The 26,029-nt window shown below is 39.6% G+C and carries 23 protein-coding genes; 7 read left to right on the top strand and 16 right to left on the bottom strand.

What is annotated here, in order from left to right; genetic code table 11:
* From PHO71_RS19250 to PHO71_RS19210, 9 genes are all read right to left on the bottom strand, one after another.
* Nucleotides 1-997: TonB-dependent receptor plug domain-containing protein (locus PHO71_RS19250; RefSeq protein WP_300206450.1), on the bottom strand; the 997-nt coding region annotated here is incomplete at its 3' end.
* 28 nt (nt 998-1,025) lie between these two features.
* Complete coding sequence (locus PHO71_RS19245; RefSeq protein WP_300206448.1) at nt 1,026-2,549, bottom strand: BACON domain-containing protein; 1,524 nt, start codon at nt 2,547-2,549, stop codon at nt 1,026-1,028.
* A 29-nt stretch (nt 2,550-2,578) separates the two neighbouring features.
* Nucleotides 2,579-3,574 carry a BACON domain-containing protein gene (locus PHO71_RS19240; protein ID WP_300206446.1) on the bottom strand — a complete coding sequence of 332 codons (996 nt, stop codon included), beginning with the start codon at nt 3,572-3,574 and terminating at the stop codon, nt 2,579-2,581.
* 26 nt (nt 3,575-3,600) lie between these two features.
* On the bottom strand, nt 3,601-5,862 hold the full coding sequence (locus PHO71_RS19235) for a TIM-barrel domain-containing protein (RefSeq protein ID WP_300206444.1): 2,262 nt from the start codon (nt 5,860-5,862) through the stop codon (nt 3,601-3,603).
* A gap of 381 nt (nt 5,863-6,243) precedes the next feature.
* A complete protein-coding gene (locus PHO71_RS19230) occupies nt 6,244-7,800 on the bottom strand; it encodes a DUF6377 domain-containing protein (RefSeq protein ID WP_300206442.1) in 1,557 nt (518 codons plus the stop codon).
* A gap of 296 nt (nt 7,801-8,096) precedes the next feature.
* A complete protein-coding gene (locus tag PHO71_RS19225) occupies nt 8,097-9,410 on the bottom strand; it encodes an MATE family efflux transporter (RefSeq protein ID WP_300206440.1) in 1,314 nt (437 codons plus the stop codon).
* Between the two features lie 82 nt (nt 9,411-9,492).
* Nucleotides 9,493-10,254, bottom strand: a complete 762-nt coding sequence (locus PHO71_RS19220) for a glycerophosphodiester phosphodiesterase family protein (RefSeq protein ID WP_300206438.1) — start codon at nt 10,252-10,254, stop codon at nt 9,493-9,495.
* Nucleotides 10,255-10,281: 27 nt separating this feature from the next.
* Nucleotides 10,282-11,568, bottom strand: coding sequence for an MFS transporter (locus PHO71_RS19215; protein ID WP_300206436.1), 1,287 nt, complete (start codon nt 11,566-11,568; stop codon nt 10,282-10,284).
* Nucleotides 11,569-11,934: 366 nt separating this feature from the next.
* Nucleotides 11,935-13,377, bottom strand: a complete 1,443-nt coding sequence (locus tag PHO71_RS19210; protein WP_300206434.1) for a sn-glycerol-1-phosphate dehydrogenase — start codon at nt 13,375-13,377, stop codon at nt 11,935-11,937.
* 340 nt (nt 13,378-13,717) lie between these two features.
* Between PHO71_RS19210 and glpA the strand changes: the two genes are divergently transcribed.
* The 5 genes from glpA (at nt 13,718) to PHO71_RS19185 (ending at nt 20,178) form a co-directional block, all read left to right on the top strand.
* Entirely contained in the window at nt 13,718-15,346 is a 1,629-nt protein-coding gene (gene glpA / locus PHO71_RS19205; protein WP_300206432.1) for an anaerobic glycerol-3-phosphate dehydrogenase subunit A, read from the top strand.
* A 9-nt stretch (nt 15,347-15,355) separates the two neighbouring features.
* Nucleotides 15,356-16,600 carry a glycerol-3-phosphate dehydrogenase subunit GlpB gene (gene glpB, locus PHO71_RS19200; protein ID WP_300206430.1) on the top strand — a complete coding sequence of 415 codons (1,245 nt, stop codon included), beginning with the start codon at nt 15,356-15,358 and terminating at the stop codon, nt 16,598-16,600.
* Between the two features lie 7 nt (nt 16,601-16,607).
* Nucleotides 16,608-17,858 (top strand): anaerobic glycerol-3-phosphate dehydrogenase subunit GlpC, encoded by a 1,251-nt coding sequence (gene glpC, locus PHO71_RS19195; protein WP_300206428.1) that lies wholly within the window; start codon nt 16,608-16,610, stop codon nt 17,856-17,858.
* 40 nt (nt 17,859-17,898) lie between these two features.
* The gene (glpT, locus tag PHO71_RS19190; RefSeq protein WP_300206426.1) at nt 17,899-19,242 is read left to right on the top strand and encodes a glycerol-3-phosphate transporter; all 1,344 of its coding nucleotides are present in this window, start codon (nt 17,899-17,901) and stop codon (nt 19,240-19,242) included.
* Nucleotides 19,243-19,494: 252 nt separating this feature from the next.
* Nucleotides 19,495-20,178, top strand: a complete 684-nt coding sequence (locus PHO71_RS19185) for a hypothetical protein (protein WP_300206424.1) — start codon at nt 19,495-19,497, stop codon at nt 20,176-20,178.
* A 379-nt stretch (nt 20,179-20,557) separates the two neighbouring features.
* On the opposite strand, the gene PHO71_RS19180 is transcribed toward PHO71_RS19185, so the two are convergent.
* The 4 genes from PHO71_RS19180 to PHO71_RS19165 are packed head-to-tail and all read right to left on the bottom strand — an operon-like array spanning nt 20,558 to nt 23,382.
* On the bottom strand, nt 20,558-21,841 hold the full coding sequence (locus PHO71_RS19180; RefSeq protein ID WP_300206423.1) for a zinc-dependent metalloproteinase lipoprotein: 1,284 nt from the start codon (nt 21,839-21,841) through the stop codon (nt 20,558-20,560).
* 60 nt (nt 21,842-21,901) lie between these two features.
* Nucleotides 21,902-22,663, bottom strand: a complete 762-nt coding sequence (locus PHO71_RS19175) for a biotin--[acetyl-CoA-carboxylase] ligase (RefSeq protein WP_300206455.1) — start codon at nt 22,661-22,663, stop codon at nt 21,902-21,904.
* Nucleotides 22,647-23,003, bottom strand: coding sequence for an MmcQ/YjbR family DNA-binding protein (locus PHO71_RS19170; RefSeq protein ID WP_300206421.1), 357 nt, complete (start codon nt 23,001-23,003; stop codon nt 22,647-22,649). Before PHO71_RS19170 ends, PHO71_RS19175 begins: the two co-directional genes overlap by 17 nt.
* A gap of 13 nt (nt 23,004-23,016) precedes the next feature.
* Nucleotides 23,017-23,382 (bottom strand): YraN family protein, encoded by a 366-nt coding sequence (locus PHO71_RS19165; RefSeq protein ID WP_300206419.1) that lies wholly within the window; start codon nt 23,380-23,382, stop codon nt 23,017-23,019.
* Between the two features lie 67 nt (nt 23,383-23,449).
* Between PHO71_RS19165 and PHO71_RS19160 the strand changes: the two genes are divergently transcribed.
* On the top strand, nt 23,450-23,683 hold the full coding sequence (locus PHO71_RS19160) for a hypothetical protein (protein ID WP_300206417.1): 234 nt from the start codon (nt 23,450-23,452) through the stop codon (nt 23,681-23,683).
* A gap of 4 nt (nt 23,684-23,687) precedes the next feature.
* Nucleotides 23,688-24,125 carry a nucleoside deaminase gene (locus PHO71_RS19155; RefSeq protein WP_300206415.1) on the top strand — a complete coding sequence of 146 codons (438 nt, stop codon included), beginning with the start codon at nt 23,688-23,690 and terminating at the stop codon, nt 24,123-24,125.
* A gap of 45 nt (nt 24,126-24,170) precedes the next feature.
* On the opposite strand, the gene PHO71_RS19150 is transcribed toward PHO71_RS19155, so the two are convergent.
* From PHO71_RS19150 to PHO71_RS19140, 3 genes are all read right to left on the bottom strand, one after another.
* Nucleotides 24,171-24,479 carry a DUF4834 family protein gene (locus tag PHO71_RS19150; RefSeq protein ID WP_300206413.1) on the bottom strand — a complete coding sequence of 103 codons (309 nt, stop codon included), beginning with the start codon at nt 24,477-24,479 and terminating at the stop codon, nt 24,171-24,173.
* 66 nt (nt 24,480-24,545) lie between these two features.
* On the bottom strand, nt 24,546-25,253 hold the full coding sequence (pssA, locus tag PHO71_RS19145; protein WP_300206411.1) for a CDP-diacylglycerol--serine O-phosphatidyltransferase: 708 nt from the start codon (nt 25,251-25,253) through the stop codon (nt 24,546-24,548).
* Between the two features lie 10 nt (nt 25,254-25,263).
* Nucleotides 25,264-25,950, bottom strand: coding sequence for a phosphatidylserine decarboxylase family protein (locus PHO71_RS19140; RefSeq protein WP_300206409.1), 687 nt, complete (start codon nt 25,948-25,950; stop codon nt 25,264-25,266).
* Nucleotides 25,951-26,029: the final 79 nt, after the last annotated feature.

The following is a 26,029-nucleotide window of genomic DNA, read 5'->3' as shown; positions in this document are numbered from 1 at the left end:
GACCATCACCGATGACAATACCTTTTTGATCCTGCATACTGAGAGTTGCGTATAGCAAAACATCTTTGCTACCACCGGAGACGTTGAGGACGTGACGGTTGGAAACAGCATTGTCGTTTGTCAGTTCACTGTACCAGTCAGTATCTGCACCGAAATCTTCACCTAAACCATATTCGATATATTCACTGGAAGAAAGAACTTCCGGACGTTTGCGAACCTTTTCCATAGATACCTCACCTGTATAGGTTACTTTGATGCTACCTTGCTTCGCCTGTTTAGTCGTAATAAGAATAACACCACCGGCAGCGCGTGTACCATAAATTGCTCCTGCAGAAGCGTCTTTCAATACATCGATTGATTCGATATCTTCTTGATTCAGTGCACGGATATCGCCACCGGGTATACCGTCAATTACAATCAACGGACCTTTGCTGGCATTAACAGAAGCTACACCACGTAACTGGAACCCGTTCGAACTGTTCGGGCTGGAAGTGCCGTTGATAACCAATCCCGGAACTTTTCCCTGCAATGCAGTTGCAATAGTAGAACCACCTACACCAAGGTTCAATGCCTCTCCTTTAATAGATGACACGGAACTGGTAACGGCACGTTTCTCCATGCTACCATAGCCGACAACGACTACTTCTTTCAGCATTTCTGTGTTCTCATGTAATACTATTTTGAGATTTTTACGACCTTTGACTGGTTCTTCGGCATTAGCATAACCAATATAGGTAAATTTCAGTGTTGCGTTGGGAGCAGCTTTTACTGTGAAGTTTCCATCTATGTCAGTAATAGCAAAAACGTTTGCACCGACAACTGCGATATTTACACCCACTAGCGGTTCTCCTTGTTCATCTGTAACAGTACCGGTGATAGCACTTACCTGAGCAGAAAGATTGGCAGGTAATAATGCAGTCAGAAAGATGAGGGCACACAGAATCAGACATCTTTGAAACTGATTCCGGTTTGTTTTTATATAAATTTCTTTTTTCATCTTTAGCTTTTTAATGTTTTACTTTCGATTAATTGGTTGCTTTTACCATTTTTACGTTGTCCAGGAACCAACGGAAATAACCGGTTACTCCTTGTTGGGTAGAGCGAATGACTATTTGAGATTTATCAGTAAGTCCGTACAGTTTTACAGATTTACCCGCCCATGCTCCGTCAGTAGTCAGTCCTATTTCAATAGGCTCACTGATAGTTGAGTTTTCATTGTTTACACTACCCGGTCCTTGAGTAATTTCAACGGTAATGGTTACCGCGTCCGCACCACCGCCACCAATGTTGGGGGCAACATCAAATGTCAATTCGATGTCTGTTGATTTTCCACTAGTCAATTGAGGAACCTGAGGAATGACAATACCGGTTTGGTTGTTTCCTTTGCCCATTTTGAGATAGTGCTGTGCTAAATACATACATTTGCCGTTAGGATTCAAGTCTTGGATGCCTGATTGGTCAAATGCAGCTTTGGCATTGATCTCATTCTCTTTGCTTCCATAGATACCAATGGTGGTAGATTGACTCTTATCGGCTACCTGATCTTGTCCTCCGAAAGGACGGCACCAATCGAAATCTTCATTCATGTACACAAATCCGGCCGCTTTGCCATCATCTTCATAAGCACTTGTTTTGGCTGTCTGTACGATGGATACTTCAGCTTCCAGTCCATCGGTCGTATGGATGGTAACTTTACCTGTACGTTCAGAGTTGCCTGTATTCGCGTCAAAAGTCAGTGTAATCGTCTCTTTTCCGATTTCTCCGTTAGCTTTGTCTGCATGAATCCAGCTATCGCTGCTGAGTGTCCAATTACTGGTTGCCGTAACATCGAATGTAGCAACTGTGCCATCGATGGTTCCTGTTTTATTTACACGGATTTCTGAGATACTTGTTTTCAGACCTTCCAGATTCTGTGTTACTGTGATTATTTTATCCAAGCTGCCACTGACGATTTTAATTTCACCGGTACGTTCACCTGCCGTCTTGTTCTGTAAGACTGATAAAGTGATCGTTGCACTACCGGATTTACCTGTCATTTTATCTGCTGTGATCCATTCCGGTATTTCCGTAATGTTCCAGTTGGAGTTGGTGGTCAGGTCGATAGTAGCTCGTTCTCCGGTGGTAAGCAAACCTGATTTAGTCACTGTGATTTCAGTCGGAGAGACAGAAAATACATCGACTTTCAGTTTTTGGGAAACAGAGACTGTTTGAGTGATTCCGCTACCTTCGATGACGATACTTCCGTCACGGTCGCTGCCGGTCAGATTTTCTTCCACTGTCAGGAAGATGCTTGTTCTGCCTCGCTCTCCTTCTATATGGTTCAATGTGATCCATTGATCATGTGACGTGATTTTCCATGAACCATTGGAACCGATTTCAAAGTTGGCATTGTTACCGCTTTCTGTCAATCCGTTGTAGTCGAGGCTGATGCGTGAGGTAGACGCTTCTAGGAACGAGTCCATGTCATCGTCAGAGCAACTACTGATAGAGATTCCTGCTATCAGAGTCAGGCAATAGAAATATATCGCATTTAATTTTCTTAGATTCATACGAGTGTTCTTTTAGATTAGTTCTTTGATTAGTTTCCTCGTGGAGCTTTTACCATTTTTACATTGTCGAGATACCAACGGTGGTAATCCGTCATTCCTTGCTGTGTGGAGCGAATGACTATTTTGGTCTTGGCAGTTACACCGTAGAGAGTCACCGTCTGTGAAGCCCATTGGTTCCATGAAGTAACGCTGCTGAGTGACAAGATACCGCTAGCTGTAGAAGTTGCGTCATTGATACTACCGGGACCCTCGAGTTTTTCGACGGTGACAGATGTATCGTCAATACCTCTCAATGTGATGCCATCGCCTGTACCATCTACTGAAACAATAGGAGCCGCATCAAATGTCAGTGTGATATTGGTTGATTTACCGGGTTTGATATTTTGTAGTTGGATGGTCAGACCATTTTGCTGATTCTTCTTACCCATTTTCAGATAGTGTTTAGCCATGTACATACAACTGCCATCATAGTTGAATTCTTCGTATCCATGATCCTCGAAATACTTTACAGCTTCCTTATGGCTTCTTACCGCTTGTGTGCTACCTTGGTCCGGGTAAGTCATCTGGTCTTGTCCTCCGAATTGCTCGCAGAACGAGAAGTCTTCCTCCAGATATACATAGCCGATACTTTCGCCGTCGTCTGTATCAGGATCCATTGTTTGAGTAACTGTTACCGTTTCTGTCAGCCCGTGGCTTTTGACTGTAAGATGTCCTACGCGAGTGTCTCCTGTTTCATTCACCGCAATGGCTAATGTTACACTTACGGCTCCCTTTCCGGCCGGTTTGTTGGGAGTGATCCAGGCAACGTCGCTGGTAATTTCATAGCCGAGGTTGGCTACGATTTTAAAGCTGGCGCTGACACCTGTGCTCAATGTTCCGGTCTGGATTACATTGATGTTGATTTTGTCTACTTTCAGGCGTGGGGATGCATCTTCTGCATTGTTTTCTACGCAGGCAGAGAATCCCATTACCAATAACAAACCAAACAACACTTTAAGTGCATGTGTTTTCAGGGTTTTGTTCATAACTACTTTGTTTGAGATTAATAAATTTATTTCATTGTGAATTCAATTGTAATTTCTTTATTGATAGGCTGTTTCTGTATAGTGATACAGTTGAGGCCTGTTGTAGTGTCAGTGCCAATGGTAGCTTTTGCACCATTGGTTTTTACTTTTCCAGCAATGTGAGTTACGGGTAATTCTACGATGTAACTCCTTTGCAGTACCTGACCTGTGTACTGTCCTTTGGTTGGGGCAATGGTGATTTTTACACGTTTGCCTGACTGCTGATAGTTGAGGCCGGTAATGGCGTATTTCCCTTTTTCGTAATCCTGGCTGATACCATCGTCTTCATAAAGTTCATAGGTATTATTGCATTGGTCTTTACCCGGATAGCAACGCATGATGAGCGTTTCCAACGAAGTAGTGGCGGGACGTTGTGTGTAAGGTTGCAACGGAAGCAGATATCCCCCTTTTACAAAAAGTGGAAATGTATCAATATCTTTTTCAATGGTAGTTTCCGTACCTCCTTGGTATGCTTTGCCGTTAAAATAGTCATACCATGTATCAGTTCCGGGGAACCATACTTTCTGCCCGGCAATTTTCTTGTCTCCTTTTCCGGCAGTGGTAATAGGAGCTACCAGTAACAGATCACCATACATAAATTGCTGCGGATTATTATAGGCACGTTCGTCGTCATTATAATCTATATACATGGCACGGTTTAACGGAACCATTGTTTGGTGCGTCTGCCATACGCTTGAATAAATGTAAGGCATTAGTTGTGAACGGAAATGATAGGCTTTTTTCATAGATTGCAGTGCCATATCTCCCCAAAGCCAAGGACGTCTGTCTAATTTGGCACTTTTTACGGAGTGGATTCTCAATGCAGCAGATAGTGCACCGAATTGTGTCCAACGTGCATACATCTCAGGATCTTCACCACCATAAAAACCACCGATATCATGTGCCCAATAGTAACATCCTGCATTTCCGCTGGTTGCTGTCAGCTTTACTTCGAAAGCAAGCATATCCCAATTGGCAACGGCATCACCGGAGAACTGGATGGGATATCTCTGATCACCAAAACCTGCCCAACGACTATATCCGGCTCCTCGTTTGTCGTTACGTTTGGACTGATCGAAATATAACTTATTGATCCAGGTCAGGCTTTTTGTATGTGTTCCACGCACATAATTATAGAGATAATTCTGCTGCCAATCCAACCACCAGAAATCAACTCCCATTTTTTCAGTTTCTTCATGAGCAGCCTTGAAGAAGTTCTTCATATATACGGAATCTTTCAGGTTGAACAGGATATTCTTTCCGTTTGCAATTTCCTGAGGAGTAGCTCCCATACTTTCCATAAACTCTTTATACATACTTTCGTGTGGGCGGATTCCATCATGAGGATGGTCGTTCAATGAGACGGTAACGTGCTCATCGTGAATAGCTTTAATCAGTGCTGCCGGATCTTCAATCAGCTTTTTGTTCCATGTATATCCGGTCCAACCACGGTTGCTGGCGTGTCCTGTTCCGGTGGTTGCTTCTTTTTGAGTATGCCATCCCATATCGAATACTATATTATCAAGGGGAAAATCGTTTTTCTTGTATTCGTTCAGAAGGTCGATATAGTCTTGAGAAGTATAATCCCAATAACGGCAGTACCATACTCCATGGATGTATTTGCGAGTCATAGGGGTATTCCCACTGACTGCTCCTAAAGAAGATAAAGCAGCCCGATAATCATTACCATAAACAAAACAATACTGATCTTGTACATGGTTATCCGGACGTTGTGACAGCCATCCGTTGATGAGTAAATCATTTCCTTCGTCATCTATGATGTACCAACCGTCACGACTTAACAGACCTTCGTCCAATGGGATTTCTTTGTCTACACGGTCGAGGGTAGAGATAGCCCCACCCAGATTCTGTTTTTGTATATTGCGGTTAGTGAACTTTTTTTCTTTGCCATTCATCTTATAATAGACTTGAAAGTTGTGTAAGCCGAAAGGAAAGTCATCGTGATGATATACCATTCGTAGCTCGGAAGTGGTTATTTCATATTGATTGTTTCCTAAGTCTTTTACTTGAAAGTCTTGAAGTACGTGCTCGTTTCTATTATTGTAGGCGAACATTGTCGGCGCATCAATAAACTTAGCACCTTCAGCATATTCTAAACGGAATAGGGTAGGGGTAATCAGTGTTATTCTATTGTTTCCAAATACAATCGGATTTGAATAGTCTCCGGAAGCATAAGTCGAAATATGACTTCCTAAAAATAAAATAAATAAAAGAAGGTGTTTTAACATAAGTCTTTTAAATCTTGATTTGTAGATAAATATTTACTTTTGTGATTTTATACTATAACTCATACTATGTAAGTTATGCCGGTTAAATCACTATGGGGCAAAAATAGATAAAAGCAAATGATAATATCAGATTTATACCATGTATCCAATTGTAATATAGATATATGATGAGGTAATATATTGATAAATAGTTTGTTGTTGGAATTAAATATAGAAGTAGTATAGATTTGATGAGATTGATAATGCTAAAAGTATAGCCATTTAATTAGGTTTGTTACTCGTTTGTAACATGATAGTAATTCATTTGTAAGATACAAATGTGCAAATAGAAAAATTGTATGAAATAAATTGACTTTAATTAATAAAGAATAAACGGGTCTGTTAGCAGATACTTAGAATTTGCTCTTCGAATTTGTCGCGGTTGATTGCTTTGTTTTTTACTTTATTGCGATAAGTATAAATTGTATTGACAGAGTAATGTAGGAAACTGGCAATCTTCGAACTGTCATCAATTCCTAGACGTATTAATGCAAAAATACGCATTTCGTTATTTAATAATTCGTCTTGTTTTAAGTGGAAACGTTCTTCAGGTTGGAGTAATTTATTGAATTCTTCTACAAAGTTGGGGTAGAGATGCAGAAAAGCAAGGTCGAAATTACTATAGAACTCTTTTTGTTCGCTTTCGACCATATCAGGTGATTTGGTCATTTTTAGTAATTCATCTATCTGTCCGGCAGTGATTTTTCTATTGACAGTGCGCCGGAAGTTATGAAGTTTACCTATATATGCCGAACATAGATACAAAAAGTGACGGATGTACTCTTCCTTAATAAGATTAGCTCGATTTAATTTTTCTTTAGCTACAGAATATTTCTTCATTTGTTTGTAAGTCATGAATATAGCAATGATTAAAAACAGGGAGAGTATACTCGTGGCTAGCATAAAAGAGAAAATCAGTCTTTTATGCTGGACTTCCTGTAACTTATATGCGTCACTGATGACCGGAAGTATGTAAGAAATTCGGGTAGTACGTAGTTTGGCGTTACATAAAACTGCATCTTCCAATGAATACATGATGTATTTGTAGGCTCTTTTAATATCTTTTTCTTTATAAAGATATATGGCTAATGAATATAAAGCTGCATTTTCCTTTGTCACAGCTTGTATATCCGCCATTGCCGACAAGGCCATATATTCCTGGTATTTATCCATTTTATTTTGTTTGTAATATATGTCGGCAAGTCTGAACAACATGGGGGCACGTTGATTTGACATTTCAGGTAATTTTTCTAATAATGATTGGATAATCTTTTCTGCTTTCGCATATTTCTTGTTAATAATCAGTATTTTAGCATTGTTGTATTCAGCCTCTATGGACGATGGTGTATATACGGATTGTAGAGAGTCACCATAAAGGTATTCTAACCTAGTGTATTCTTGTGTATAAGGGGAGTTATAGGTGTAGAGCGCAAGGTTATGATTGAGTTGCTGCTGGCATTGATACCATAAAACCAATAAACTATCTGGGAGGGTATTTCTGTTTATTTTTTGTTGAACTTCTACAGCTTCTTTATACATACCCCTTATTACAAGAGCAGAGATTGTATGCATATTGGCTTCATCTTTCCAAGCTTGGTCTTGAAGCATTTCGGCTATTTCATGGCTTTTCATTGCATACAATAAAGACGAATCAGAGATATATGATTTGTACTCTTGGCAAATCTCTCTGTTTAAAATGTATTGTTGTTTTAAAGAGAGGTTTGAAAAATCTAATTGATTTTTTAGACTATCTATACGTGATTCTTTGATATTAATATAATAGTTTTGGTTCTCTAACATCTTATCAAGACGGGTGAGTGCAGAAATAACCTCTTTTTGGCCATAAGCTAAAAATGAGTTCCTTAATAATAGTAATAGAAATAATAAGACTATTTTCATACGAAAAGGCTGTTTCTATTTGCAAAGATATACAATTCAATATAAAAAGCAAATTATTTAAATCAAAAAGAAATAAAACGAAATAATAAATTTCTTTTTGATTACGAATCTATTTCAAAACTATTAAGTTTTGTTTGGGCGTATGAAATATAAAGTTCAATGCTTGTTGCTTGAATTAGAGACCTTCAGTCAAATACCCTGATCTTATAGTTGTACCAAGCTGGTGTCACAGCTGTGCAAAAGGCGAGGTGCAGCTATGTCAATACTACGGCGCAGTCATGCCAAAATGGTGGCAATTATATTGATATGACTTTTTTTCCTAAATAGGTTTGTATAATTCCACGCATGGAGAGATAAATAAGAAAAGCTAACCATAGTGCATGATTGCCAAGAATATGATGAAATATATAGTAAACTCCAAAGAAGCAAACGGATGCAATGAACATAGAAACAAGCATTTGGCGGGTAGCAGTAGCGCCAATAAAGATTCCATCCCATAAAAAAGCGGAAAAACCTGCGAGAGGAATAGCAAGAACCCAATAAAAATAGGAGTTTGCTTCGTTGATTACCGAAGATTCATTGGTTAATATACCCAGAAAAGCTTTTCCACCTACTAGGTAGAGTAGTGTAAATGCTAGCGAAAGACCGAAGCCCCAAAGGAATAACTTACGTACAATCCGGCGAAGGGCCATTTGGTTTCCTGCACCTATATATCGTCCGGCTAAAGCTTCTCCGGCATAGGCAAAACCATCCATGATGTAAGAGAATAAAGTAAATAATTGCATGAGTAGGGTGTTTACGGCCAATACAATTTCCCCTTGGGCTGCTCCGGCAGAAGTGAAATACATGGTTACAACTACCAGGCAGAGTGTACGGAAGAAAATGTCTCTATTAACTTCGAAGAAACGGTTCATTGCTTTCTTTTGCAGAATATCTTTCCAGCTAATGCGCTGTCTCTGGCGTTTATAGTAGCGTAAGTATAATAAGATTGCCATCAAAAATCCTGCATACTGCGCTATTAAAGTTCCGGTGGCTACACCTGCTACTTTCATATCCAACAAGTAAACCAGACTAAGACTTACAACGATATTCACAATGTTTTGAGTGATAGCAATGTACATCGGAAAACGGGAGTTCTGCATTCCGATGAACCAACCGGCAAAACCATATAAACCTAACATAGCAGGTGCTCCCCAGATGCAAATGTAAAAGTAGAGGGTAGCCAGCTCTTTAACTTCGTCGGTAGTATGTATGAGCATAAAGGCTATCTTACAAATAGGATATTGGAGTAAAAGTAAGCAGAAAGCTAAAAATAATCCGATCCCTACAGACCGGATTAATAATCGTGTTACTTCGGTTGAGTCATGCTTACCGAAAGCCTGCGAAGTCATTCCGCTAGTTCCCATACGCAAGAAACCGAAAATCCAATAAATGATATTGAAAAGCATACCTCCTACCGCAATAGCCCCAATGTAGGAAGGTGCTCCCAAATGACCGACAATCGTTACGTCGATAAGCCCCAATAACGGTACGGTAATATTGGAGATGATGGACGGAATAGCTATCTGGAGAATACGTTTATTTGCGGTATTTTGCTTTATTTTAATCATTCCCGGGCAATACTTTGATCTGGTTCTTTATGAACACAACAGCAAAAGTACTCTTTTGTTAGCTATTCCTAAAGCAAACTTTTTATTTAACCAATAATTTTTGTAATTGTTCCGGCTGGTTGGTGGTGATATAGTCTACACCTAAACCAATAAAGTATTTCATATCATCTTCTTTATCTACAGTCCATACATTTACTTCCAGACCGAGTTTATGAGACTCTTTTACCCATTCCGGATGTTGCTTTATCGCACCCATTGAATAATCAATACCCGCAAAACCTAATCTTTTAATCTTTTTCGGTTCCATATCTCCTTCTAAGTAATAAATCTTAGTATCGGGAAGTAACTTCTTAAAAGCCAGACAAGCATTGATAGAGAAAGCAATAATATCAGTACGGTCGAGTACCTTATATTTCTTTAAAGCTTTCACAATTTTAGCTGCGGCTTCATCTTCTCTTTTGATATCTGTTAATGATTTCATTTCCAGTACAAGACGGGTTTTGGTGTTAGCTGCTGCATATTTTAAGTATTCATCCAGTGTCGGCAACTGTTCTCCATTATCCAGATATACTTTGCGTATTTCCGCAAATGGAGTTGTTTCCATATTTACACCTTTAAATTTCTTGTCGTGATTGACTACCAGTTTGCCATCCGTAGTCATCCAGACATCGAATTCAGAACCAAATGCGCCGATAGTATCTGCTTTTGTAATGGAGGCCAATGAGTTTTGTGCAGAACCCGGAGTAGTCCAATAGCCTCGGTGTGCTACCACTTTGACTTGTGCACATACCATTGTGCACACTGCAAGCGTAAATACTGTAAAAAATGCAAATCTTTTCATCATATTATTTGATATTTAAATAAAACTATTCTATTTCTTTTCGTCTTCTTCGTAGCCATTAGCTTTCGCTTTCCAGGCGAACATAAAGACAATTGCTCCCATAGAACCGAAAATAATCAAAGCACCGATGGCATAGTTCCAACCCATAGTTTGAGCTAGTAGTCCCAGTCCCCAACCGGAGATCAATGTGCTAGCGTAACCAAACAGCCCGGTGAATCCTGCTGCACTTGCGGCAGCTTCTTGTGTTGCAATATTGGCCGCGGCAATTCCTACCAAGGCTTGCGGTCCGTAGATAAAGAAACCTGCGCAACCCAGAATCAAAGCCGCCATCCACATGGGTGGATGATTTAACCCCCAGAATAGAGTGATAAATACAGTAGACATAATCATGCAAATGACACAAACACGTGGTCCGCGTCCGCCAAAGAAACGGTCGGTTGCCCATCCTGCTACCAGCATTCCGACGATGCCGGAGATTTCAAATCCTGCAACCATCCAACTGGCGTGTTCAATCGAAATACCTTTCCATTCTCCCAATAAGGTCGGTCCCCAGTCGAGTACGGCATAACGGACGGTATATACAAAGAAGTTGGCAAAAGCCAATATCCATATATAAGGATTGCAAAATACTCTTTTGCGAATGATTTCTTTGAACTCTTTTGAGTTTTCATTCTTCTTTTCATCTTTGGTGATGTTCAGTTCGGGGAGTCCTACTGAACTCGGTGTGTCCCGCAGAGCAAACCATAAAAATACTGCACCTAGCAATGCAACCATGGAAGGAAAGAAAAAACACCAACGCCATCCCATATTGACTACATAACCACAGATGATAACGACCAAACCTGCCCCGATTGAGTGCGATGTGTTCCAGATAGACATTTTGGTGGCCAGTTGTTTGGGGGGAATCCAATGCGTCAGCAATCGTACGCAAGGAGGAAATCCCATACCTTGAAACCATCCGTTCAGCACCCACATGGTGCCTAACATCAATACGGTGGAAGAAAAGCCGAAGAGAATATTGCAAAAAGCACAGAGAATCAGACCTGTAACCATGAAGTAGCGAGAGTTTACCCGGTCGCCTAAGATACCGTTGGCAAAGCGTGATACGCCATAAAGTAAGCCATGCAAGGTTAAAAATAATCCTAGGTCTGCTTTAGTGATACCTAGTTCGAGTTGCATGGCCGGCATGGCGATGCTCAAGTTCTTACGAACAAAATAGAACATTGCATATCCTATCATTGTGGCCACAATCGTTCGGGTTTGCCAATATTGGAATCTTTTAGCAACATCTTGAGGCGCAGTTGTAAGTTGTCTCATTTTCCTGTTTTATTTTAAAGGTGTATTTTGATCATAGTAACAGGCGGCTTTTTAGTCTGCCAGATAAAACCGTTTTGAAGTATTCTTGTTTCGAATACTTTCGATTAAACGGATTGAATTATTTTATGTGTCGCAAATATATGGAAAAAGAAATGTTTGCCAATGGAAAAAGATAATTATTTTCTTGAAAAATGCATTTGTATGTGTACTTTAAATCCAAAAAGAAAGTTTATGCTTCGATTCTATTACTTTTCGGTTACAAAAACAAGTTGAGGGCTTTACAAATAAAATAGCCTGAGCTTACCTCTTATCGGTAAACTCAGGCTTGCGTTTTCAATATCTATACCTTATATAATATGTGTGAAATCAGATTTCCCAGATTTTTCCCTTACCGAATAAGCCATTCAGCCAGGTATTCATATATCCGGTGCGGAGTGCCAGGTCGAGTACAGTGAAACGACGGTTCATATATTGAGTGCATAAAAAGGTCTGGCGCAAATGTGTTCGTGAAATGCCAACTTCCTCAGGATTGGTCGGTAGACCTATTTGTTTCATTTTTGCTTTCATTTCTCTGTAAGGAATGAGTTGCTGTGACAAACGTTCACGAATCTCCGGCCAGTATTCTTTTAATTGTTGAAGCTGTATGCCTAACTGTTCGCGAGATATATATTTTGCTTTTGCTTCCTGAATGCAAACATTTAAGCCAATTTCGGAAATGGCTTCTTTGGCTTGGCGTTCATATTCTTCTGTATCCGGCCAGTTGGCACAACATTTCTGTATATCCAAATCTTCAAGCGGAGCATTTACTACCCATTCGTAAAATGCTGTAATAGCAAGAATACCAATGCTGAGAAGATCTCCATGACTGACTGCCTTTGTCTTTTTGATCCGGCGTTCCAACTCCCAAAAATTGCTAAGCAGATGTTCTGCGCCCGAAGCAGGACGGTTGGTCTTTACTAGTTGCATAGCAAAACCACCCAACATAAGTCCTTCCATTAATTTAGCTATCGTGGTGTGTTCATCTTGTACAGAAGCCTTTTCGGTCAGTAGTAAGGCTTCATGGAAACCGCTTTGAGTGATTTTCCATGCCTTTTCATCTATTGGTTCTACTCCCAGCCAATCGGCTATAATCCAATCGGCTCCGGCAGTCATTTTTGCGAGTAAGTCGGCATAGCCTGAGGTTGTCATCTTTGTCGGTGACTGCAAAATGATGTCTGTGTCTACCAGAACGGCTTGCGGGGCAACACATGGAAATAATTGTTTGATATCGTTTGCACGAATAGAAGCTCCGTAAGCTGTGTATCCGTCCATAGATGCAGCGGTAGCTACACACATATATCTTTTTCCTGCCAAATGAGAGGCAAGTTTTGTCAGGTCATTAATTGTGCCGGAACCAACTGCGATAGGAATTGCTTCACATTTCTTAAAGCATTCCACTAATTCGGTCACACAACTATATTCTGCATGTAAGGTTGATGATTCGAAAATGAATGGAGATTCCTGTTCGATGTCCGCTTTGCGAAGAGCTTCCTCTACTCGTTTACCGGCAGCGGCATATGTATTGGTATCGGCTACAATGATTGCTTTTCTTCGCGGGAATTGTTTGGTGAACAAGTCTGCGACTTCTTCCAGTATTCCATCTCCCAATCGGAGTGCTCTGGTATCACTGGTAGCTTCCAAGGCTTGTTCTATTCTTAACATACCTCGTCTGTATGGTTTCGGTTTGTAGTCCGGATCTTCTTTTATAATGGAATAAATCCGTTGGATGATTTCAGGGTTAAATTCAATTGAGATTTCAATATTCTCCATAATTCCTTTATATAAATCAGATTAAACATTTCATTTGACTAACTAAATTTCGTTTTATACTTTCATTCATTCGCTTATTAGTTCTTATGAAGGCTACAAATATACGTAGAAAGATAATTAGTTTAATGAAAATAGCTCTTCTTTTTTTCGTAAAAGAAAGTTTTTTTGTTCTTTCCTTTTAAATAAGGTTTTATTTGAAGAAAAAAAGAAGATGGTTATGGGTAAAAAGAAAATGTAAATGTTTCGTAATATCGGAAATAATATCTATTTTTGCATCGAAACGAAATTATAAATATATAAATCGAAATATATATAGGTTGTTTTATGCCTAAAAACATAAATGTCGATGGATAATAAAGAGAATAAAGAGCAATTTGATGTAATTGTTATTGGGGGAGGTGCAACGGGAGCCGGTACAGCTCGCGATTGTGCGATGCGTGGTTTGCGCGTGCTGCTGCTGGAACGCTTCGATTACACGAATGGCGCAACCAGTCGTAACCACGGACTACTCCATAGTGGGGCCCGGTATGCAGTGAACGACCATGAATCGGCTGCTGAATGTATTAAAGAGAATATGACACTGCGCCGTATAGCAAGTCACTGTGTGGAAGGAACTTCCGGCTTATTTATTTCTTTGCCGGAAGACGATATAAATTATCAGACCACATTCATAGATAGCTGTCGGAAAGCGGGGATTGAAGCCGAAGCAATTGATCCGAAAGAGGCACTTCTACTAGAACCTTCGGCAAATCCTGCTTTGATCGGGGCAGTAAGAGTTCCGGATGGTTCCGTTGATCCGTTCCGATTGACTATTGCCAATATTCTGGATGCACGTATGCATGGAGCAACTACTTTAACTTATCATGAAGTCATTGAATTTATCAAAGAGCAGGATCGTGTAGTCGGTGTTTGTGTGCTCGATCATAAAACGAAGGAAAAGAAGAAATTCTATGCCCCTGTCACGGTGAATGCCGGCGGTATTTGGGGACATCATATTGCAGAGTTGGCAGGAGTCAGGGTAAATATGTTCCCGGCTAAGGGAGCTTTGCTGATTTTCGGTCATCGTGTGAATAATGTTGTGTTGAATCGTTGCCGTAAACCTGCCGATGCGGATATTTTAGTGCCGGGGGATACCATTTGTGTAATTGGTACTACCTCCAGTCATATTCCATACGATGAGATTGATCATATGCATGTTACGCCGGATGAAGTCAGAATCCTTTTGGAAGAAGGAGAAAAACTTGCACCTTCTTTAGCTACTACCCGTATTCTTCGTGCGTATGCCGGAGTGCGTCCTTTGGTGGCTGCCGATGATGATCCTTCCGGAAGAAGCATTAGCCGGGGTATTGTGTTGCTGGATCACGAAAAACGTGATGGACTTGGTGGCTTTATAACCATTACAGGTGGAAAGTTGATGACTTACCGCTTGATGGCGGAATGGGCTGCCGATTTAGTTTGTAAAAAGCTAAGGGTGGATAAGGTTTGCCAGACAGCTGAAATTGAGCTACCCGGATCGAGAGGAGTGGTAGACGTAAAAGATAAGAAAGAATCTGTTACTATCTCAATGGTGAGAAAGGCGGAAGAAGGTCGGCACGGTGAACTTGCCAGCAGGATTGCCAATAATAATAAATTTGATGACAGTCTTGTGTGTGAGTGCGAAAGTGTAACAGTCGGCGAAGTGGATTATGCTTTCAATGAGTTGGATGCTGATACATTGGTTGCACTTCGTCGTCGTACTCGTTTAGGGATGGGAACCTGTCAGGGAGAACTTTGTGCTTGTCGGGCTGCCGGATTATTGGGGAAAGCACATCAGTGTTCCGGTCGTGCAAAAGCGGATTTGGTTACTTTCCTGAATGAGCGTTGGAAAGGTATGTATCCCATTGCCTGGGGCGAATGTCTGCGTGAAAGCCAGTTTTCGGCGTGGGTGTATGACAATGTATGTGATTTAGGCTCGACTGACAAAAAATGAGATAGACTTATGAAATTTGATACAATCATAATAGGAGGAGGGCTTGCCGGATTAGTTTGTGGCATCCGTTTGCAAGAGAAAGGACAAAACTGCGTTATTATATCTACCGGACAAAGTGCATTGCATTTTTCTTCGGGATCTTTGGATTTGTTGGGTAAGTTGCCCGATGGTTCCGAAGTCATTCATCCGTTGGAGGCTATTGGACAATTAGAAGAGGTTCATCCTTATCGAAGGATCGGAATAGAGAAAGTAAAGCAATATGCTGAAGATACCAATCTTTTCATGGAACGTTGCGGAGTCTTGGTGCAAGGTAATTCGGACAGAAATCATTATCGGCTGACGCCGATGGGAATGTTGAAGCAAACCTGGCTTACATTTGAAGACTTTACTACGTTTGAAAACCGTGAGAAATTTCCTTGGTCGCGTGTAGCCATTATTAATTTTGAAGGTTTTCTGGATTTCTACACACAGTTTATTGCAGACTCCTTTGAAGCACATGGAGCGACGTGTACAGTTTCTTCCATCAGTTTACCTCCCGTAGAGAAATTGCGGTGTAATCCTACGGAAATGCGTTCGGCCAATATTGCCCGCGTATTTGATTCGTACGAATCAATCAATCAGTTGGTTGAGGCACTTCAACCGATGTGTGGCGAAGTAGATATGGTAGTTCTTCCTGCTGTTTTCGGTTTGTCATCTCCCATACCCATGCAATATCTGAAACAACGGTTGGCCAGACCACTTTCTCTGGTGGCTACGATGCCCCCTTCCGTGCCGGGAATACGTACCCAACAACAATTAACCCGTCATTTCATTGGATTGGGGGGGACCTTTATGGTGGGGGATACTGTAGAACGTGGAGTCATTACGGACGGACAGATAAAAGGAATCGTTACGACGAATCACGGTGATATTGAATTGTCGGCAGATAATTATGTACTGGCTTCCGGAAGTTTCTTTAGCCGGGGGATTATTGCCCGTCCCGATTCAGTATATGAACCGGTGTTCAATGTAGATGTCTACTTTGATGAAGATCGTGCCAAATGGTATCAAACCAATGTTTTTGCTTCTCAACCCTATATGAACTTTGGCGTAAAAACCGATGCGGATTTCCACCCGATGATACAAGGTAAGAAAATTGATAATTTATATGCTATCGGCTCTATTCTGTCGGGATTCAACCCCATGCAAGAAGGGTGTGGCGCGGGTGTTTCCATCCTGTCTGCCATGAACGTAGCCGATAAAATAGTTAAATAAGAGTATTATGAACTCACAACAATATAATATAAGTAACAACAACTTTGAGCAATGCATCAAGTGTACCATCTGTACGGTGTATTGTCCGGTAGTACCTATCAATCATAACTTTCCCGGCCCTAAACAGGCAGGTCCGGACGGAGAGCGTTTCCGGTTGAAAACGCCCGACTTTTTTGATCCGACTCTTAAATATTGCCTGAATTGTAAACGTTGCGAAGTCTCTTGTCCTTCGGGGGTACGGATTGGTGATATTATTCAGGCGGCACGTATTAAGTACAGTCGTTCGAAACCGAAACTGCGCGATATGATGTTGGCTAACACTGACATAGTAGGAACGGTGTCTACCAAACTGGCTCCGGTGGTGAATGCAACGCTGAAGTTGAGTCCGGTAAAAAAGGTCATGGATACTGTACTTCAGATAGATCATCGGCGTACATTCCCCCAATATGCTTCGCAAACTTTTGAGAGTTGGTATCATCAGCAAGCGGAAGCAAAGCAGGATTCTTATCAGCGTCATGTGAGTTACTTTCATGGTTGCTACGTGAATTATAATTTTCCGCAGCTAGGAAAAGATCTGGTGAAGTTAATGAATGCAATCGGTTATGGAGTGCATTTATTGGAACACGAAAAATGTTGTGGAGTAGCGTTGATCTCTAATGGACTTATTTCGCAAGCTAAAAAGCAGGCATTGCACAATATAAAGGCGATTCGTCAGTCGGTGATTGAGAATAATCGTCCTGTGTTGGCGACTTCGTCTACCTGTGTGTTTACTCTCCGTGATGAGTATCCTCATTTGCTGGATATTGATAACGCCGATGTTCGTCAAAGTACGGAGCTTGCGACTCGTTTTATATTCCGTTTGGTAGAATCGGGAGAGGTAAAACTAGCTTTCAAGAAAGATTATCGCAACAGGATTGCTTATCATACTCCCTGCCATATGGAAAAGTTAGGATGGTCTATTTATTCCACTGCTTTGTTGCGAATGATTCCGGGGATGGACTTTGTGATGCTTAATTCCCAGTGCTGTGGTATTGCGGGAACCTATGGGTTTAAAAAAGAGAATTACGAAACTTCTCAAGGAATCGGGAATCCCCTGTTCCGCCAGATTCAGGAGTCGCATATCAGTTACGTTGCTACCGATTGCGAAACTTGCAAATGGCAAATTGAGATGTCTACTCCGACACGTGTCATGAATCCGATCTCCATCTTGGCTGATGCGCTGGATGTGGAAGCGACCGTTGCACTAAATCGGCATTAAAATATAAGAACGGAAAACACATTACGAAAAACGATATACTATGTCACACTTTCTAACTCCCCCTGCTTTTAAGGCTGAAATGCCGGCAGGAAAAATTGATAAACAGTATAAAAGACTTCGCTTACAAGTCTTTATAGGAATCTTTGTAGGCTATGCCGGATATTATCTGGTACGTAAGAATTTCACGATGGCTATGCCGGAATTGGAGCAGATGGGGTACGATCACGCCGCTCTTGGTTTTGCCATTTCTGCCAATGCCATAGCTTATGCTTTGTCTAAGTTTTTAATGGGTAGTGTCTCTGACCGCAGTAATGCCCGGAAGTTTTTACCTTTGGGTTTGTTGCTTGCAGCGGGAGTTACCTTTATTTTAGGTACTCAATGGGGAACATCATCTATTCCTATGATGTTCACTCTTCAATTTCTGATTGGTTGGTTTCAAGGCATGGGGTGGCCTCCTTGCGGTAGGGTGATGACCCATTGGTTTTCAATCAAAGAAAGAGGGACTAAGATGTCTATCTGGAATTGTGCACATAATGTAGGAGGAGCGTTGGTAGGACCAATGGCGGCTTATGGGCTGATTTGGTCGGGAAGTTGGCGTTTCGGAACTTTCTGCTTTCCGGCTTTTGTGGCTCTATTTATTGCTGTACTTGCTTATCTGCTGATTCGTGATACCCCTCAATCCTGCGGATTGCCTTCTATTGAGAAATATCGAAATGATTATCCGAAAAATTATAGTGCTAAGAATGAGGAGGTACTGACTACCAAAGAGATCTTTTTCAAATATGTTTTGAATAACCGTACTCTTTGGTTTATAGCCATTGCCAATGCTTTCATTTATATGGTGCGTTATGGTTGTCTGGATTGGGCTCCTACTTATTTGCAAAATGTGAAGGGATATAACTTAAAGGATATTGGCTGGGCTTATTTTGCTTATGAGTTTGCAGCCATTCCGGGAACAATCATTTGCGGTTGGTTGAGTGATAAGATATTTAAAGGACGCCGTGCCATTACGATCATGATTTATATGGTGCTGACTGCCGTATTTATTGCTATCTATTGGTTTAATCCTTCGGGACATGCCATGATTGATGTTATTTGCCTGATCATGATTGGTTTCTTAATCTATGGTCCTGTCATGCTGATCGGAGTTCAGGCTTTGGATCTAGCCCCTAAAAATGCAGCGGGAACTTCAGCCGGTCTGACCGGATTCTTCGGCTATTTCTTTGGTACTGCTTTGCTGGCTAATATAGGTGTCGGATTTGTAGTTGATCAATTTGGGTGGAATTGGTATTTCATCATGATGTTGATCGCTTGTGCGCTGGCATTTCTGTTTGTGACATTTACATATAAGGAAGAGCAATATTTGGTAAAGGGAAATAAATAATAATAAGCGTGTTTTCTACATATGTCCGGCATGGTGTGTATATGATTCTGTACATATCTTTGCCGGACTTACTTTTTTATCTCGTTTGTTTGAACGATTGTGTTTTATTAGACATTATATATCCCCGGTTATAAATTTACTATTGAAGTAAATTATAACAAATACTTAAATAAATCGCTTTTTCACTGAACAATGATCTGTTTTTTATTGTATCTTTGTGAAGTCGCAAACTAAATGGCAATATAACAGATTATGAGAGTCTTAACTATTCTTTTTTTCTCTTTATTGACAATGCCGTTAATGCTCAGTGCTCAAACGGTAGAAGAGATGTTGTCTAAAGTATCAGTTGCTATCGAAGCAAATCAGCAGGGGCAGGCTACTAGCTACTTCCGTCAGGCTATTGGGGTGGATATCAGTCGTTCGGAAATGTATTATTGGACAACTGTGGATAAGAACAGTGTTATCTGTTCTAAGTTGGCAAATGAATTAGCTGTCGGCTTCAAAAAGAAGCGCAATTACGATAAATCATATTTATTTTATAAGGAACTGATACAGAAAAATCCCGGTAATGTGGATTATATGGAGGCTTGTGCCGAAATGCAGGTTTGCCGGGGGCAGGAGAAAGATGCTTTACGGATTTATGAACAAATATTGAATCTGGATACTGATAACTTGGCTGCCAATATTTTTCTAGGTAATTATTACTATCTGAAAGGAGAGCAGGAAAAGCAAAAGTTAGAAAATGATTATAAGAAGATCATCTCTCCTACAAAGATGCAGTATGCACGTTATCGGGACGGATTATTCCAGTTGTTTTCCTCTGAATATGAGAAAGCGCGTGCATCTTTACAGAAAGTCGTTCAGAAATTTCCTTCTACCGAAGCTAAAAAGACCTTGGATAAGATATTATCCGTAGAAAAAGAGGTGAGCCGCTGAGAGAACTGATTATTTCTTATGTTTTAAAGGACTAAGAATACTTACCATCTACCACATAATAAGATTGAAGAATTTTCTCCTTTTCTCCACATTTTCAAAGTTAGAAAGAAGCATTTTAGTATATTCATAGCCATTAAAATGGGTATTTATTACTTTACCTTAAATGAAGAATATAAGAAAAGAAGAAGTAATAAAGAAAAATGTCTATTAAGTATTGATAATCAGATTTATAAAGTAAAAATGTGGATTTAGAAAGTGACAATAGATATTGTAATGGAGTCTATTGTCACTTTATTGTCACTTTTCCTTTCTGATTATTAGCTTGTTAGCTTCAAAAAAAGACAAGTGACAAAAATGGAAACTTTAAATTCTCTAAGTATTATTCTACAATCCGTATAGGTAAATCAATAGGACCATCGCCGGCCGAACGGGTTTTTGCTGATTGGACTATCTTAGGTCCCGGTATTAGTGGGCTATACATTAATACGTGCCGAACACGGGCGAATTGGTCAGAAGTAAATTGATTCAAATAACCATAGGAATAGTCCATGATATTGTAGGAGGTAAACTTGTCTTCTGTATTACAATCCACTCGTAATGCAAGTGTTGCGAAAGAAGAGGATCCATAATTCTCTGCTAGCCACTCTTGATATTTTACCTTATTATAGGGAGGCGTATCTTCGCAATAATCACTATCAATACAATTATCCACTATTTCTCCGGTTCTTTTATTTTCATTAAACACATGATGTAATCCTAAATAATGTCCGAGCTCGTGTGCTACAGTTGCATTTATGCCATCTGATGATTTGTCGTTAATATATAGACTGTTGATGGATACGCAATAAGGGCTCACTAAATTTTTCTTCTTTAAGAATGAATAGTTTGATGTATTAAGTCCATCAAGATAACCTTCTCCATTTGTGGTAAAAGGCAGATTTGATATTCCTAAAATAATACTATTTCCTTCTTGTTTAAAGTTGTAAACCATTACATTAATATATAAGTTAGGTTCCCATAGATAGTTTACATATCCTTGCTTTTCATCGTTCATAAAGGTCCTACAATTTATAGGATAACTGTCTGACCATTCTATATACTCCACCCCCGGAGTGGTTAGTTCGTTTCCTTCTGGGTCAATAGATGCAAGGCTGAAAGTTAGGTTCATGTCTATACTCTTACTTGCATCTTTATAAAGTTTATTGACTTCATTAAGTATTTCAGAAAACCGGTTTGAATTGACATACTGCAAAGCTTCTGCTTTATTCTTGTAAAAAACATGAAAAATGACCGGAAGGTTATAATGATAGTTTTTAGCACTAATGCCCAAAGCCTTTTGATTAATTTGAATCTTTTTGCTGGCTTTGCTGCTCATAATAGTTACAGTAGCATCTCTGGAACTGCCATCCAGATTGGCTAAAACAGACAAGACTAATTCTCCGTCGCTATTACCTTCTTCTTTATAGGGAAGGCACCATTGTTTATCACTACTTACTTTCCATGTAGAATTACTTTGTATCTTTATTTTTAAAGTTTCACCGTTTGCATCCACATTCTCAAAGGACGATTCGGAGACTGTCAGTGGACTCGAATCTGTATCAGAATCGGTACAATTAATAAATAACAGTAATAGTAGTAAGAAGAAAATTAATTTTGTTTTCATAAATCAGACCTTTCTAAATGTAACATTAATCTCAAAGATAATATTTTGTTTTATAACTGGTTATCTTTCTAAAATATATTCTACTTCTTTAAACATATAATTCCGTTTTCTTTGGTTTTCATCTTCCAATATTAATCTTCCTTCTGCTTCTACTTGTACAATACGTGCAAGAAATATTCCATTGACATCTTTATATAAATGTAAACCTTCTTTTCTGAAAAGAGCCTTTTCATAGTGGTTGGCAATCCATTCAACCTGATTTTGTTGAAGTAAAGTATAATAATCCTGAATACGATGCATAATGTTTTTTAATATCGTAAATAGATCATACTTTTTCTGCGTGATTTGTAGTAATGATATTGGATTGGGTGCTGGACTGAAAAAAGATTCCTGATTGATATTGATACCGATTCCCGCAATACTTTGGCTGAGCTGTTTTCCCATTAAATCATTTTCAATTAACATACCACATATCTTTTTCTGTTTCCAATAAATATCATTCGGCCATTTAATAGAGATATCCGGAGTGTAAGTATCTAATTCTTCTTTAATTGCTAAAGATATAATTTGAGAAATGAGAAATTGCCGACGCGCTTCCAGAAACTTTGGGAAGAGGACAAAACTGAAAAGAAGATTCTTCCCGATTTCAGATTCCCATGAATTGCCACGCTGACCCCTTCCGGCTGTTTGGAAGTCGGTAATGACCGTTGTAAACTCTTCTACCAATTGTGCATTGCAGAGTGACTGTAAATAGCTATTCGTAGAATTCGTTTCATCAACATGAACTAGACGGAAAGGAAATGGTTCAGGGGAGAGAGTCATATTCGGCACGTAACTTTTTAGTAAACTTCTTGATAACTTCTTCGTAGGAATGATCCACCAATTCTTTCATTAATTTATCATCCACATCACTGTTAAAACAGACACTATTCCAGTATTTCTTATTGAAATGATAGGCTCCTTCAATGCCTGAATAATGTTCACGCAACTCGATAGCCCGATCCGGATCACATTTTAAAGAAATTGTTTTTGCTTCTTCCAGATCAATGAGAGCAAACATTTTATTCATCACTTTCATGACAAGTGATACGTCATCAAAAGGGAAAGACTCAGTTACTCCTTTCTTGCTCAAACAATATTCCCTGATTGTTTCTACATTCATAGCATACACTTTATTAAAATAGAGGAGGATAAAACGCCTCCTTTATATGTTCTATTCTAAAATCTTTTTCGCTGCCTACTACTGTTATAATATCGAACCGTACAGAAGCATCAATTTGAAATAATTTGATATAAGTATCGGCAGCGCGCACTGTTCGTTTTATTTTTGGCAAATCAACAGCATCTTCCGGCATGGTAAATTGTGTGTTGCTACGAGTCTTGACTTCCACGATCACTAACTCGTTATCTTTTGCTGCAACAATATCCAGCTCGAAATGCCCTTTTCTCCAATTCCGGTGTCGGATGATGTAACCACTATTCTCAAGATAAGCAACAGCGGCTTTTTCACCAGCTTTTCCCAATTCATTGTGTTCAGCCATCTTTTTTCGCAAATTTACTGCTTTTATTCTTTGTTTTTAAAGAAGTAAAAGTAATTTTGCAGATAATATGAGAAAAAGGAGCAAAAAATGCTTGAAAATGCACGTCGAGAGTATTAAACGAGAACGACGTATGAGCATTTTATTAAGCGAAGAAGAGCAGCAGATTGTTGATCGTTATCTTGAAAAATACAAGATAACAAACAAATCCCGTTGGCTTCGCGAAACGATTCTCATGTTTATCCATAAAAATATGGAAGAAGATTATCCTACCCTTTTCGGAGAACACGATATGAGACGTTAATGTTATGCTGGACGATACTTATTTCATGAAACAAGCTTTGGTTGAGGCACGTAAAGCCGGTGACCGGGGAGAAGTACCTGTGGGCGCTGTAGTTGTCTGTAAAGAACGGATCATTGCCCGTGCACATAATCTTACGGAAACGTTGAATGATGTGACTGCCCATGCTGAAATGCAGGCTATTACAGCTGCTGCCAATGTGCTGGGAGGTAAATACTTGAATGAATGTACATTGTATGTTACCGTAGAACCTTGTGTAATGTGTGCCGGGGCTATTGCATGGGCACAGACCGGTAAACTTGTTTTTGGTGCTGAAGATGAAAAGCGTGGTTATCAAAAATATGCTGCTCAGGCATTACATCCCAAAACTATTGTTGTGAAAGGGGTATTAGCAGATGAATGTGCAGGATTAATGAAAGATTTCTTTTTATCTAAACGAAAATGAACGTTACTACATAATAAAGGCAGTAAAATAAAGGAGGATAAATTACTATTTATCCTCCTTTATTTCTTCAAAATCCACATATTCTCCGTCATCCTTTGAGAATATTTTCTTATGCTTGTGAGCTCTGCTATTCTCCGGGGCCACTTCTTCCGTCTTGTCAGATGAATTATTTGTAGTTGAATTATAGCCGGAACGCTGTTGTTGCTGATTGTTATTACTATATGCGGTTTGTTTTGGACGAGAGGAAGAACTCCGACCAAATCCGAAAATAGCTCTTAATATTGCTCCAATAATTGAGAGGCCAAATAAGATAATAACGCCTAGAAATATAAGGAAGAATAAAATGATATACATTGGGCTATGATTTTTATATTGTACTTTGATGAAACCTATAGTACAACAAACGTGCCAAGAGATTGTTTATTTACTTTTTCTTGTAAAAAGTGAAAGTAGAATATACCAGACGATGATTGCAGCAAACCCACTTATCCCTAAGAAAATGATGAATGGAATACATACAATCAGGAAAATGAAACTTATTTTATTACTGCTCCATGATAGATTTTTAAACTTCAAAGAGAACATCGGAATTTCTGACACAAGTAATCCGGAAAATAAACAAACCAGAATCAATAAGTAGACAGGATGGCAGTTATCTGAAATTAGCAAATCATGAGCTCCTGCTACTAAAGACGCCCAGAATAGAGCATTTGCCGGAACGGGCAGACCAACGAAAGAACTGGTCTGGCGTGTATCATTATTAAACTTAGCTAAACGCAATGCTGAGAAAACCGAAAGTAAAAAAGCAGCATAAGGTAAGTAAGGAGCTATAAAGCTAATACTTTCGGGATAATACATTTCTTTAAATAAGGAGAAGACGATCAATGAAGGTGCTACTCCGAAACTGACATCATCTGCCAATGAATCTAAGTCCTTCCCAATCACAGAATGTGCATTTAAAGCGCGTGCCAGTAAACCATCGAAGAAATCGAAAACAGCACTTAAAATAATAAAAAGCAATGCTAGTTCATATCGGGCTTCGAAAGCCATGACACAAGCAATACACCCGGAAAAAAGGTTTAGGCAGGTTACTGTGTTAGGTATATTGTTCTTAATAACATTTGTCATTGTGACCGGATTATTTAAGTTTAGCGATAACCGTTTGGTTACCCGTTGTTAATTGTCCCATGCTGACACAGATCTCTGTGCCGATAGGAAGATATACATCTACACGTGAACCAAATTTAATGAATCCCATGTGTTCGTCAATGTAACATTCTTCACCTACTTCTGCGTAGGTAACAATACGGCGTGCTACGGCTCCCGCAATTTGGCGTGCGAGTACTTCCACTCCTTCAGGTGTTTCGATGACTACTGTAGAACGCTCATTTTCTGTGCTCGCTTTCGGTAGCCAAGCTTTCATAAAGTTACCATTGTGGTGTGCAACCTTCTTAATGGTACCATCTACCGGATACCAGTTGGCATGCACATTAACGATACTCATGAAAATGGAGATCATCAATCGACGATCATGAAAATATTCATTTTCTTCTACCTCCTCGATAACAACAATTTTGCCGTCAGCCGGAGCAATAACTATTTTCTCCGTATCCTTTCCGAATAAACGGATGGGGCAACGGAAGAAATTAACCATCAGCAGATAAACTGTGATACTGGCTACTGCTATTATATAAAAAGGTATCTTGCAATCGATTCCCCAATAAAGAGTCGCATTGATTAGTAGCAATAGCAAGAAGCTAGCCCATAATATATGTGTTCCTTCGCGGTGAATACGTATCTTCTTTAATTTCTTTAGTCGGCCCATGAATGCTGTTTAATGATATTCTGTGCAAAAATATACTTAATTTAAAAAATCAGCAAGTAAATGAGCATAGAAATGCAGG

Source organism: Bacteroides sp., assembly GCF_028690125.1.
Lineage (GTDB): Bacteria > Bacteroidota > Bacteroidia > Bacteroidales > Bacteroidaceae > Bacteroides.
The sequence above is the reverse complement of the archived record's forward strand: the minus strand, read 5'-3'. Positions and strand labels throughout refer to the sequence as shown.